Source organism: Hydrotalea lipotrueae, assembly GCF_019249625.1.
Classification (GTDB): Bacteria; Bacteroidota; Bacteroidia; order Chitinophagales; family Chitinophagaceae; genus Hydrotalea; species Hydrotalea flava.
This window is the reverse complement of record NZ_JAESDL010000002.1, coordinates 171,633-183,719: the sequence shown is the minus strand read 5'-3', so window position 1 is coordinate 183,719 and position 12,087 is coordinate 171,633. Positions and strand designations below refer to the sequence as shown.

11 protein-coding genes are annotated in these 12,087 nt (G+C 38.6%); 5 read left to right on the top strand and 6 right to left on the bottom strand.

The genetic code is table 11. From position 1 onward, the window contains the following. Nucleotides 1–28: 28 nt before the first annotated feature. A complete protein-coding gene (locus tag JK139_RS02765) occupies nt 29–2,611 on the top strand; it encodes an ABC transporter permease (RefSeq protein ID WP_218330533.1) in 2,583 nt (860 codons plus the stop codon). A 341-nt stretch (nt 2,612–2,952) separates the two neighbouring features. Here JK139_RS02765 and gldD read toward each other — a convergent pair whose 3' ends face one another. The 4 genes from gldD to JK139_RS02745 form a co-directional block, all read right to left on the bottom strand. Then, nucleotides 2,953–3,549: a gliding motility lipoprotein GldD gene (gene gldD, locus JK139_RS02760; RefSeq protein ID WP_074419704.1), complete on the bottom strand. Its 597-nt coding sequence runs from the start codon at nt 3,547–3,549 to the stop codon at nt 2,953–2,955. 26 nt (nt 3,550–3,575) lie between these two features. Further along, nucleotides 3,576–4,925: a gliding motility-associated protein GldE gene (gldE, locus tag JK139_RS02755; RefSeq protein WP_218330532.1), complete on the bottom strand. Its 1,350-nt coding sequence runs from the start codon at nt 4,923–4,925 to the stop codon at nt 3,576–3,578. An 85-nt stretch (nt 4,926–5,010) separates the two neighbouring features. Further along, nucleotides 5,011–5,439: a single-stranded DNA-binding protein gene (locus JK139_RS02750; RefSeq protein ID WP_218330531.1), complete on the bottom strand. Its 429-nt coding sequence runs from the start codon at nt 5,437–5,439 to the stop codon at nt 5,011–5,013. A 164-nt stretch (nt 5,440–5,603) separates the two neighbouring features. Beyond that, the gene (locus JK139_RS02745) at nt 5,604–5,984 is read right to left on the bottom strand and encodes a hypothetical protein (RefSeq protein WP_218330530.1); all 381 of its coding nucleotides are present in this window, start codon (nt 5,982–5,984) and stop codon (nt 5,604–5,606) included. A gap of 147 nt (nt 5,985–6,131) precedes the next feature. Between JK139_RS02745 and JK139_RS02740 the strand changes: the two genes are divergently transcribed. Beyond that, nucleotides 6,132–6,554 carry a hypothetical protein gene (locus JK139_RS02740; RefSeq protein WP_218330529.1) on the top strand — a complete coding sequence of 141 codons (423 nt, stop codon included), beginning with the start codon at nt 6,132–6,134 and terminating at the stop codon, nt 6,552–6,554. A gap of 84 nt (nt 6,555–6,638) precedes the next feature. On the opposite strand, the gene hisS is transcribed toward JK139_RS02740, so the two are convergent. Both hisS and JK139_RS02730 read right to left on the bottom strand, forming a co-directional pair. Then, a complete protein-coding gene (gene hisS, locus JK139_RS02735; RefSeq protein WP_218330528.1) occupies nt 6,639–8,129 on the bottom strand; it encodes a histidine--tRNA ligase in 1,491 nt (496 codons plus the stop codon). 22 nt (nt 8,130–8,151) lie between these two features. Continuing rightward, complete coding sequence (locus tag JK139_RS02730; RefSeq protein WP_228733089.1) at nt 8,152–8,610, bottom strand: low molecular weight protein-tyrosine-phosphatase; 459 nt, start codon at nt 8,608–8,610, stop codon at nt 8,152–8,154. 345 nt (nt 8,611–8,955) lie between these two features. Between JK139_RS02730 and JK139_RS02725 the strand changes: the two genes are divergently transcribed. Genes JK139_RS02725 through JK139_RS02715 form a run of 3 tightly spaced genes read left to right on the top strand, consistent with a single transcriptional unit; the run spans nt 8,956 to nt 11,865 of the window. Next, the gene (locus tag JK139_RS02725; protein WP_218330527.1) at nt 8,956–9,189 is read left to right on the top strand and encodes a hypothetical protein; all 234 of its coding nucleotides are present in this window, start codon (nt 8,956–8,958) and stop codon (nt 9,187–9,189) included. A gap of 1 nt (nt 9,190) precedes the next feature. Further along, entirely contained in the window at nt 9,191–10,108 is a 918-nt protein-coding gene (locus tag JK139_RS02720) for a PstS family phosphate ABC transporter substrate-binding protein (RefSeq protein ID WP_218330526.1), read from the top strand. Between the two features lie 23 nt (nt 10,109–10,131). Continuing rightward, nucleotides 10,132–11,865 (top strand): tetratricopeptide repeat protein, encoded by a 1,734-nt coding sequence (locus JK139_RS02715; protein WP_218330525.1) that lies wholly within the window; start codon nt 10,132–10,134, stop codon nt 11,863–11,865. The last annotated feature ends 222 nt before the right edge of the window (nt 11,866–12,087 follow it).

Genomic DNA, 12,087 nt, shown 5'->3' with positions numbered 1-12,087 from the left:
ATTGAAAGATGCATCTTAATCTGCAATCATGAACCAAAATACTTCACAAATAGTAACACATCACCCAAACAAAAACAGTTTCCGGCCGGGCTGGTTGTTGTGCATGGCCTGGCGGGATAGCCGGCGCAGCCGCTCCCGGTTGCTGCTCTTTGTATCTTCTGTAATTGTTGGCATAGCTTCCCTGGTAGCCATTTATTCATTGGGTAATAATTTGAATGATGAAGTAAACAACCAGGCTGCGGCTTTGTTGGGCGCCGATGTTAAAATAACTTCTAATCAGCCACTCACCCCTGCTATACAGCAGTTGGTAGATTCTTTACGCCATAGCAGCAATTATTCGGAAGAAAGAAATTTTGCATCGATGGTGTTGTTTAAAAAAAATAACGGTATCCGTTTGGTGCAGGTAAGGGCATTACAAGGCAGCTTTCCTTATTATGGTGCTTTAGAAACTGATCCTGCCAATGCGGGCATTGCTTTCCGTACTCAGCAACGGGCATTGGTAGACGCCACTTTAATGCTACAATATGGAGCAAACATTGGTGACTCTATTCAGGTGGGTACAGTCACTTTTGCTATTGCAGGAAAATTATTGAATGCCCCCGGACAAACAGGTTTTTCTGCTGCAATTGCCCCCATTGTATACTTACCCTTGCAATATATACAGCAAACCGGCCTGCTGCAAAAAGGCAGTCGCGTTAGTTATCAGTATTATTTTCATTTTAAACAAACAGCAAATATTGAAAAATGGGCTGAAGCAGTGCGCCCCCGATTGGAAGCCAACGATTGTGCTATTGAAACCGTTGAAACGCAAAAAGAAAATACCGGACGAACGTTTACTGATCTTACGCGCTTCCTATCCTTAGTGGGTTTTATTGCTTTGTTATTGGGTTGCACGGGTGTGGCCAGTGCCGTGCATGTGTATGTAAAAGAAAAAATAAATACCATTGCTGTATTGCGTTGTCTGGGTGTAAAAGCATCGCAGGCTTTTACCATATTTTTGATTCAGATTACTGGTATTGGATTGCTGGGTTCTGCCATTGGTGCGGCATTGGGCATTGTTTTACAACAGTTTTTACCCTTTGTTCTAAGCGATTTTTTGCCGGTACACATCAGTACTGCCATCTCCTGGACGGCAGTAGGGCAGGGCATGTTGCTGGGAGTACTGATATCTGTTTTATTTGCACTCTTGCCTTTGTTGTCTATCCGCAACATATCACCACTCAATGCAATTCGAGTTGCTTATGAACCCACACAACGTAAAAATGATTTTTCCGGATGGTGGGTATATGTATTGATTGTATTATTTGTGTATGGTTTTACGTATGTACAAATACAGGAATGGAAACAGGCACTTCAATTTACAATCGGTATCGGTATGGCATTGCTGGTATTAACTTCCATTGCCCGATTACTGATGTGGATGGTACGGTGTTTTTTTCCTTCCTCGTGGAATTATGTTGTGCGACAAGCGTTGGCAAATTTATACCGGCCCAATAACCAAACTACATTATTAATGGTAGCCATTGGGCTGGGTACGGCCTTCATCAGTATCTTGTTTTTTGTGCAGTCTATCTTAATGAACCGGCTCAATCTATCATCCGGTACCAACCAACCCAATATTGTTTTGTTTGATATACAAAGCAGCCAAAAACAAGGCGTAGGCAATGTTGCAGCCACTTACCATTTGCATGTAAATGCGTTTGTGCCTGTTGTAAACATGCGTGTGGCAGCATTGAATGTTATCAAGGCTGCTCAGGCTTTAACTGATACCAGCGGTAAACTGCCCCGTGGTTTATTCAGAAGAGAATACCGCGTTACTTACCGCGATTCATTAACAGCTTCTGAAAAAATAGTAGCGGGCAAATGGGTGGGCGTTGCCAACGGTAACGGCCTGCCGTATATTTCAATGGAAGAAAATTTTGCCAAAAGAAATAAAGTGCATTTGGGCGATACCCTTACATTTAATGTGCAGGGGGTACCCATACCAACCATTGTAGGCAGCCTACGACAGGTAAATTGGGGGGGTATGCAAACCAATTTTTTAGTGCTGTTTCCCAAAGGCGTGTTAGAATCTGCTCCGCAATTTTGGGTATTGCTCACCAAAGTGCCCACCCAACAGGTATCTGCGCAGTTCCAACAGGCTATTGTGCAGCAATTCCCCAATGTATCTATCATTGATTTGGCCTTAGTATTACAAATACTCAACGACCTTATCAGTAAAATTGGTTTTGTTGTTCGCTTTATGGCAGGCTTAAGTATCAGCACCGGTATTGTGGTATTCATTGCATCTGTATTCATGAGTAAATACCAGCGCATACGCGAAACTGTATTGTTGCGTACACTGGGTGCCAGCCGCAAACAAATATTTGCTATTACCGCATTGGAATATTTTTTCCTCGGTATACTGGCTGCCATTACCGGTATATTGTTAGGATTGGCTGCCGGTTGGGTATTGGCAAAATATACTTTTGAAACTGCTTTTCATCTGCAACTGTTACCCATTATCATATTGGTATTGATGGTTTGTTTACTAACGGTAGGCATTGGTTTAATCAATAGCCGTGGTATTGTAAAACGTTCTCCGTTAGAGGTATTGAGGAATGAAGTGTAGTGAATGGGGGTTGGGTGTTGGTCTTTAGTCTTTGGTGGATTACATTGTAAATCATCTATTTGTTATTGATTCAGGCATGCTTTATTGCAAATGATGCAATGGTTTGGTAAACTCAAAATAGACACAACATAACTTATTATTGTAATGGAACACACTGGCTTTACAGCTTTTGTTTGACGAACAAACTCAATGCTGATAAATAGTTTACAAAAACGGTGTACACGAACGCCAGCCTATAGCGGTTTAGCAAAATTGGCGGTTCAGTGCTTTGTATCAACATTTGTAGTGAAAATCGCCATCTTCGGCAACCCTAATAGCGTTATACGCCAATCATCATCTTCTCACTTCCACCTAAAACTATTAATCAGGTGTTTCATATCTTCTACCAAAAAGCGGTTAACGGGGGCTAATGAGTCCTGGTTGGGTGTGGCATCAAAGTAAAGGGCACCTCTTAAAAAATGATGGGTAGAGTCGGTTAAAAAAAACTGGTTGGCGGTGGCTACATTGCCGCCTACTTTAAAAAACATGCCATGTACGCCATTGGGGGTTACCATGAGCGAATCATCAATAGAATAGGCTTTTTCGCTGTGTTTGTTGGTAAGGGTAAAAGCATCATTCACCAATTTCTGAAAACTGTTGGGGCCAATGGCTTTGTAGCTTATATAAATGCGTCCGTTAAATTGCGGAAAGTCAATATTAATCCACCAGGGATTTTCCGTTTTTCCGCCCAAAAAAGTAGAGTCTTTTACCACCCGTGCATATACCGGATATTCAAAGGTATACGGGTAACCGGGCTGATTAAAAGTTTGGTATTGGTGTTGGGGAAAATTGATTTTATAATAACTTCTTGGTTTGGGTACAAAGGGACTATTGCAGGCAAAAGCGACAAAAGCAAAACAAATAGCGATAATGGCTTTGTGTTGTTGGAAAAACGGCATGTTATTTGGGTATAAAAATGGTAAAACTACAGTTGGTCATCATCAGATACTTTACTGATGGTTACTTTAATTTTGTTGATTCTTGTTTTCTCTACTTCCAGCATCATAAAATCAAATCCGGGAATGGAAACCACCTGGCCTTTTCTGGGAATTTCACCTGCAATTTCCAATATTAATCCGGCTAATGAATCACTTTCTCCTTTTAATGCATCAAATGTATCAACCGGCAGTTGCATAATTTTGCATACATCATTAATCATGATTTTACCTTCAAATATGTAGTTGTAATCATCTAATTTTCGGTAGCCATATTCTTCTTCATCAAATTCATCTTTAATATCTCCAATAATTTCTTCCAGAATATCTTCTAAAGTAACAATGCCACTGGTGCCGCCAAATTCATCTACCACAATAGCAAAATGTATACGCCTGCTTTGAAATTCGCGTAATAAATCTTCAATCATTTTATGCTCATGCACAAAATAGGGAGGAGAGATGAGGTTATGCCACTCGAATGTATCGGGTTCATTTAAAAATGGCAACAAATCTTTGGTGCGCAATATGCCTACTACTTCATCCAAATCTTCTTTGTATACGGGCACCCGGCTGTAACTCATATCGGCAACCGATTGCAGCAATGCATGAAAGCTGGTATTGTATTCTACACCATGTACTTCTAAACGGGCTTTCATGATTTGCTTTACGGTAATATTGCCAAATTTTATAATTCCTTTTAAAATGTTTTTTTCATTTTCATTGGTGCCCGATTTGGTAATTTCAATGGCATGGTACAATTCATCGCTGGTAATGCTGCCTGTTTTTTGGGCTAATCTTCTTTCAATAATATCTGAATATTTTACCAGCACATTGCTTAAGCGTTTGCAGATGTAATGAATGAATTCAATGAGTGGTGCTACTTCTTTGGCAAAGCGAATATTGTTTTGCGTGGCCAAAATTTTAGGCATTACTTCACCAAACAATAATAACACGGCGGTTACAATTACTACTTTGATTAAAAATTCTATCCAGATATTGGTAATCAAAAATGCAGGGTGGTAATTCAGCAACCATTCATCAATACTAATATTGAAAATGATAATAATGGCTATATCAATAAAGCTGTTGGCAATGAGTAAGGAGGCTAATAGTTTTTTAGGCTCAGTTAGCAGATGAATAATTTTTTTGTAGGAAGGATTTTGTTTGGTTTTGAGCAAATTGATGTCTTTTTGCTTCAGCGAAAAAAAAGCCGCCTCTGCCCCACTTACAAAAAATGAAATGACCAATAAAATAAAAAGCAAAATAATTAATGCTATACTGCCCTGCGGAATGGCTGCATTTAGTATGGTAAACGGATAAAATGCCGGGTGATGATCCAAAATATTTTATTTTAATGAATAATAACAAGCAGTCTTTACAAAAAAGCACCTGACTTACAAAAATATCATTTTTAAGCATGAAAAATCAATAAGGCATATTTTCTCCCGGATCTATCATGGGCGGAACATCTTCGCCACCATAGCCTTCAGGATTGTCGGGATGATTGCCGGAATGCCCATCGGCACGTTTATCTAACATAATCAGATTGTCGCCCACCACTTCAGTTGCAAATTTTTTATTGCCTTCTTTATCTTCCCAACTGCGAGTACGCAATCTGCCCTCTACATAAATTAAACTGCCTTTGTGCAGGTATTTTTGCGCCAAATCGGCTAACCCACGCCATAAAACTACGGTATGCCATTCTGTTTGTGAAACGAGTTTGCCACTGCGGTCTTTATAGGTTTCGGTAGTGGCCAAAGGAAATTTTGCTACTCCAATATTCCCGTCTAATACCTGTAAATCCGGGTCTTTTCCCAAATTGCCGATAAGCATTACTCTGTTTACGCCTCTCATACTTTTGTTGTTTTGGTAAGTGAGATAGTTGTTCTTAAAATTACTGCTTTTAAACGATGTTCACAACGATTTTAAAATTAAACAATTATTTATTTTAAGCATCATAAGGGCTGTTAAATTTTTTCCTGATTGTTGCAAATGGCTATTCATTGCAACAATGCATATTATCGGTAATAGGTTTCGTCTAAATAAAATAGTCCATTGCTGTGTTGCCAGTACCAAAACTTTTTTTTGTAAATGCAATAAGTACCTTTTAGGGAATGTAGGGTATAGGCTGGAGCTACATAAATAATTTTTGGCGGGATGCTGTTAAAACGATAAAGGAGATTTTTGCGTTGATTGGGCGTAAATGCACGGGTAATTTGGGTATAATTTACCTGTTGGCCAATAGCGAGGGGAAATCTGTCTTTTGGGGTAAGAATATTGCCCATGCCATCCACCACAATAAATGTAGCAGGGCGTGGTGGGGTTTTAACCGGATTTGTTTTATAGGTGCAGGCTTGAAATGACAACATCACTAAAACGAGGGCAATGATTGGCTTCATGGTAGGAATTGTTTGTTGGGTTCAAAAATGTAAAAACCATGCCATGATTAAAAATTGTGTCTGAACAAATTTGTACGGCCTGCTGATATTATTTTTTTATGAAGGTTGAAATGTAGTTGATATTGCCGTATCTTAACGTCAAAAAAAATGAAAACATTTTTATTCATGTTGGTTATGTTAACAGGCGCTGTAATAATAGCACAGGCACAACAAACCACACAGGCAAAAAAAGACACTACCGTAACTGAACTGATAGGAAGATACACTTTTCCGGATGGAAGTGTAGTAGAGCAAGTGGAAGTAACGTTTGATAGTACCGGACTAAATATGGTATCTGATGCAGGTACCTCGGTATTGCAGAAATTAGGCGTAGATTCATTTGCATTGGTTTCGTTTCAGGGCACTGCCGTATTTAAAAGAGATGAAAATAAAAAAGTTAAAACAGTCATTATTGATGCTGTGGGCTATCATTTAGAAGGCAAGAAAGAAGATACCGCTGCTGCTACACGCCCCGTTGCCCTGCTACCTGACATGCACAAACAATATGCATTGGCACCACTTACACGATAGCGCAAATAAAAACATGAATAAAAAAGGCGACAGGTATAGGTATCACATTCATCGCCTTTTTGAGTATTGTTTATGCTAATACGCTTACAAGCCCGATTCTATTGTAGCAATATAGTTGATTAAATCAGCCTGCACAATGGTTTCCTGAGTGCCGGTAGCCAATTGTTTTACAGTGCAGGTATTTTCTTCCAGTTCCTTACTGCCCAGCATAATTACAACTGGTATGCCTTTCTTTTCAGCATATTTAAATTGCTTATCAAATTTAGCAGGCTCATGATATAATTCGCCACTGATGTTTTGTGCCCGTAAACTTTGTAACAAAGCAAAGGCACGGCCGCTTTCTTCTATTCCCAAATTAAAAAACAACACTTTACTACCCTTCATTAATTGTTTGGGAAATAATGCAAGCCCCTCCATTACATCATAAATTCTGTCTACCCCAAATGAAATGCCCACGCCGGGTACATTGGGTACACCAAATAATTCGGTTAAGTTATCGTAACGGCCGCCGCCGCCAATACTGCCTATGCTAAAGCCAATGGCCTTCACTTCAAAAATTGCTCCGGTATAATAGTTTAAGCCTCGGGCTAAGGTAACATCAATTTCTAACGGTAACGGATTGTCGGGCATTTGTCGGTTTAAAATAAATTGCAGGGCTTCAATACCTTCTTTACCCAGCGGGTGCTTGCCAATGCTGTTGGTAAGTGTTGCAATTTTTTCTTCATTACTGCCTTTTATTTCCAGAAAATGTGCAATGGTTTCAATTTGTGCTGCCGACAGGTTGCGTTGCTGTAATTCTTCTTTTACTTTATCTATTCCTATTTTATCTAATTTGTCGATAGCAACGGTTATGTCGGTTAATTTATCTGCTCCGCCACATATATCTGCCAAAGCTGCCAATATTTTTCTGTGATTGATTTTAATAACAATGGGTAGGTTCAGCATTTTAAACACATGAGCATATAAATGTGCCAATTCCACTTCATTCATGAGTGAGTTGCTGCCAACAATATCGGCATCGCACTGATAAAATTCGCGGTAACGGCCTTTTTGCGGCCGGTCGGCACGCCATACGGGTTGTATCTGGTAGCGTTTAAAAGGGAAAGTGAGTTGCCCATAATTCATGGCAACATAACGTGCAAAAGGTATGGTAAGATCGTAACGGAGTGCCCTTTCTGTAATATGTTTTGATAATTCATTTGGTTGTAAAAGATGATCTAATTCCGCTCTAATTTCATCAATATTTGAGGTGTTGATTAGAAGATCATAAGCAGATTTAGTATAAGTGTCATTATTTTCCTTTTTTATTAAGAATAGAATGTCAATCATTTTTAAAGCACGTAATCTGGTTTCTTTGCTAAAATCACCATTACTTAAAATCCTAAAAATTAGTTTATCACCCTCTTCTCCGTACTTCCCCATTAAAGTACTTAAGTTTTCCATTGCCGGCGTTTCTAAGGGTTCAAACCCATATAACTGAAAAGCTTGGTGTATGGTGTTGAAGATATAGTTGCGCTTGTAAATGGTAGTGGCATTAAAATCACGGGTGCCCTGGGGCAAAGTAGGTTTATTCATGCGATGTTTTTATATCATTTTTTTAAGAACTGTATTTCTGAAGTATACTATCAGTAGCAGCATCTAACATTTGGTAAACAGTTATAAAATCATTTTCGGTACCAAACCAGGGGTCGGGTACTTCGGTATTGGAACCAGGAAACAATTCGTTCATAATAAATGCAGTTTTTGCAGCATCAAAATGTTTTTTGCTGATTTGTTCAACGGCTTTATAGTTATCCAGGTCCATTACATAAATTTTGTCATAAGCCATCATGTCATTGGCGGTAAATTGCCTGGCTCTGTGGTTGCTGATGTCAATGCCGTGTGCCATTGCTACTTTTTGCGAAAGCAGATGCGGTGGTTCGCCAATATGGTAATTACCGGTTCCTGCACTGTTTACTTCCCAATGTAAGCCGGCTAATTGTACTTTATGTTGTAAAATTCCTTCTGCCAAAGGGCTTCTGCAAATATTTCCTAAACAAACCATCAATACTTTCATGCTTGCAAATATACATTGCCGGCAGCTTTTCACATTGCTTTGCATGGTGTGGGGTACTATGGTATTTACAATTGGATGGCATGTTGTACCATTCAAAAAGCCGGTAAATAGCACTGTTTTACCCGGCATTTATGATGGCAGCGAAAAAAAGAATACATTTTTTTAACAAAATATGTTTTGTGGAATGTCAGCTTTTATGCTTCTTACAGCAAAAGAAACCGGGTTTTTTATGGTAATATTTTTGCACATTAAAAAAATTCTTAGAAAATTCTTAGAGGTTTTTAATGCATCGCAAAGGAATTATTCTATAAATTGCCCATCCCATACAGTATTAATTGTAATGAAATGGAGCAACCAATTAGAGAAAAGCATAGAAAAAACTTTATTTTTCTAAGTTCTGTGAGAGATATTTTTATGGCATTACTGTATTTGGGTATGTCTGTACTGCTTTTTGGAGGCAAATACTGGCAAATACCTCAAATTATGGCTTTAGGTGATGCGTTTTGTTATTTTTTAGGATCTGTTTGTTTGTTGTATGGTGGCTTTAGAATGTACAGGGGCATTAAGAAAATGTATTAACATGATAATGAGCAGGCATGTGGTTTTTATTTCTTTTTTAGTTGTTTTGCTGGTTGCGTGTCAACAGCAGCAAAATAAATATGTCATTACCGATACCCCATCAAAAGGTACCATTCACATTAGTGTGGATGAAAGTTTTCAGCCCGTTATTGCGCAACAAATTAAAGTATATGAGTCATCTTATCCTGATGCGCATATTCTTGCCAAATATGAACCGGAAGTAGATTGCTTTAAAGATTTGATGAAAGATAGTACCAGAATGATTATTGTGGCAAGAGGATTGAATAAGCGGGAAGATTCATTTTATTTAAATAAATTAGGTTTTAAACCTTTATTTGGTGTAATGGCATTTGATGGTGTTGCCGTAATTGTAAACCAAAACAATCCCGATAGTGTTTTTACCCTTAACGATTTAAAAGATATTTTATCCGGCAAAAAAAATATTCCGGTTGTTATGGATGGTACCAATGCAACCAGTACCGTTCGGTATTTGCAGGATACATTATTGCACGGAGCACCATTTGGTAAAAATGTAATGGCAACCGGCGGCAGCGATTCGGTAGTGTCGGTTATTAAGCAAATGAACAATGCCGTTGGTTTTGTAGGAATTAGTTGGGTGGGCAATCCCAATGAACCCAAGCAGGTAGCCAATCTTAAAAAAATAAGGCTGGGATTAATTGAATGCACCGCCTGCGGTGAAAAAGATGTTTTTGTGAAACCTTCGCAGGCCAGCATTACATACGGACAGTACCCGCTTACCCGGCCCATTTATTATATTTTAAAAGAAAATGCAGTAGCATTGGGTACCGGATTTAAAAATTTTATGACTTTGGAACGCGGTCAACTCATATTCAGAAGCGGTGGTTTAGCACCTGCTAAAATGGATTTGGTGAATCGAAAAAGTCAAATTGAGGAGTAAACAAACCACTATAAACTTAAAGCATGATGAAGAAAACAATTACTTTGCTAGTGGCAGCCTTTCTGGCTGTAAATGGATTGATGGCCCAGTCGATTGCTGATGGGATTAACGACTTAAACTCGTCATTCAAAGTTCAATCTGCCATTAATATTTTGAAGAAAAATTACGACGATAAGCCCAAAGATGTACAAGCCATTTATTGGTACGGTCAGGCTTTAATTGGCGGCAATGAAGTAACCAAAGCCCAAATGGATGCGGCGAAGGCTGTGTATCAGAAAGCCTTAACCGATGGTGTAAATGAGCCATTAATATGGGTAGGCATAGGCCATATAGACATGCTGGAAGGTGGCGATATCAATGCTGCCAAACAAAAGTTTGAACAGGCCATTACAGCTACAACACCCACCAAAGGCCGACATAAAGGCGAGCCCAGTGTTGAAATTTTAGAAGCCATAGGCCGTGCCAATGCCGATGGAGGCAGCAAAATTGGTGATCCTAACTATGGTATTGAAAAATTAAAACAAGCCGCTGCATTAGATCCTAAAAATTCTATGGTGTATGTGTACATGGGTATCTGCTATCTGAAATTAGGTGGCGAAAATGGAGGTGAAGCCGTAAAAGCATTTGAGCAGGCTACCACCATTGATCCAAAAAATGTGTTGGCTTATTACAGAATTGGAATGGTATACCTGAGCCAGAATAATGAAGACTCTTTCATGCCGGCTTTTGGAAAAGCAATGGAAGCAGATCCTTCTTTCCCCGATACTTATCTGGCGTTGTTTGAATATTATAAGAACAGAAATGTAGATATGGCCAAAGCCAATCTGGACAAATTCATAAAATATGCAGATAAAGATCCGCAAAACGATTTCTATCTGGCAGATTACCTGTATCAGGCAGGTAAATACCAGGAATCATTGGCTAAAGAAAAAGAAATAGAAACCTCTTTAGGTGGTACAGACAAATTACCCGGATTGAGTTTATTGTATGCCTACAACTATTTGAAATTAGGTGATTCATTACAGGCTAAACAAAATATTGAAAAGTATTTTAAATTAGAACCTACAGATAAAGTGAAACCGGCAGATTATGAACTGGCAGTAAAAATTTTCTCTAAATTTCCTGAAAATGCCGACGTTGCTGTTAAGTACATCCAATCAGCCATTCAGTCAGATACTTCTAAAGTGAATAAAATTAACTACATGACGCAGGCTGCAGATTTAATGGCAAAAGCTAAAAATTACAAAGCGCAGTTAGATTGGTTATTGCAAGCGCAAGCCCTGAAAGGCACTTGGAGCGAGTACGATTATTACAATATCTCAAATGTGGCATATCAGGCAGCCGATTATCCCAAAGTAATGGATGTGGCGGCTAATTATATCAAAGCATTTCCCGATAAGCCACAAGGTTATTATTTTAATGTAATGGCAGCCAAAGCATTAGATACCACTTCTAATCCCGGCATTGCTATTCCCGCCTTGCAACAGCAAATTGATTATTTGATGAAAGACAGTGTAAAAAATCAACGCTTCATCATCATCGACTATTATTATATGATGGGTTACTATAATGACAGGGCAAAAGATTATGAAAAAGCCCTCGATATCTGTAATAAAATTTTGGAATTAATTCCTAATGATCCGGATATGTTAAAAATTAAAGGCGCAATTGAAGGCAACATTAAAAAGCAAAAGCTGATGGAAGGAAAACAACCACAGACTGACAGCACCGGTACAAAGGGTGCAACGAAGAATTAATTCGTCAGGAAATACATTTTTAAATATAATAAAAAAGTTGCCGCTGTAAAAAGTGGCAACTTTTTTATTGAAGCAAGCCTGGAAACTCCAATTTCATAATTTAGTAGATTATTACGCTATTGACTTTAATTTTTTTGAGAGCGGGTAATATTAAAACAATATTGAAAATACTTGTGGCATTATAAATTGCTGAATTCATCAAAAACAACAAAAGAATAGTAA

Coding starts and splice junctions, on each gene's coding strand:
- JK139_RS02765 (WP_218330533.1), top strand. CDS start 29: ATGAACCAAAATACTTCACAAATAGTAACACATCACCCAAACAAAAAC.
- gldD (WP_074419704.1), bottom strand. CDS start 3,549: ATGCCGTTTTTCCAACAACACAAAGCCATTATCGCTATTTGTTTTGCT.
- JK139_RS02750 (WP_218330531.1), bottom strand. CDS start 5,439: ATGAGAGGCGTAAACAGAGTAATGCTTATCGGCAATTTGGGAAAAGAC.
- JK139_RS02745 (WP_218330530.1), bottom strand. CDS start 5,984: ATGAAGCCAATCATTGCCCTCGTTTTAGTGATGTTGTCATTTCAAGCC.
- JK139_RS02740 (WP_218330529.1), top strand. CDS start 6,132: ATGAAAACATTTTTATTCATGTTGGTTATGTTAACAGGCGCTGTAATA.
- hisS (WP_218330528.1), bottom strand. CDS start 8,129: ATGAATAAACCTACTTTGCCCCAGGGCACCCGTGATTTTAATGCCACT.
- JK139_RS02730 (WP_228733089.1), bottom strand. CDS start 8,610: ATGAAAGTATTGATGGTTTGTTTAGGAAATATTTGCAGAAGCCCTTTG.
- JK139_RS02725 (WP_218330527.1), top strand. CDS start 8,956: ATGGAGCAACCAATTAGAGAAAAGCATAGAAAAAACTTTATTTTTCTA.
- JK139_RS02720 (WP_218330526.1), top strand. CDS start 9,191: ATGATAATGAGCAGGCATGTGGTTTTTATTTCTTTTTTAGTTGTTTTG.
- JK139_RS02715 (WP_218330525.1), top strand. CDS start 10,132: ATGATGAAGAAAACAATTACTTTGCTAGTGGCAGCCTTTCTGGCTGTA.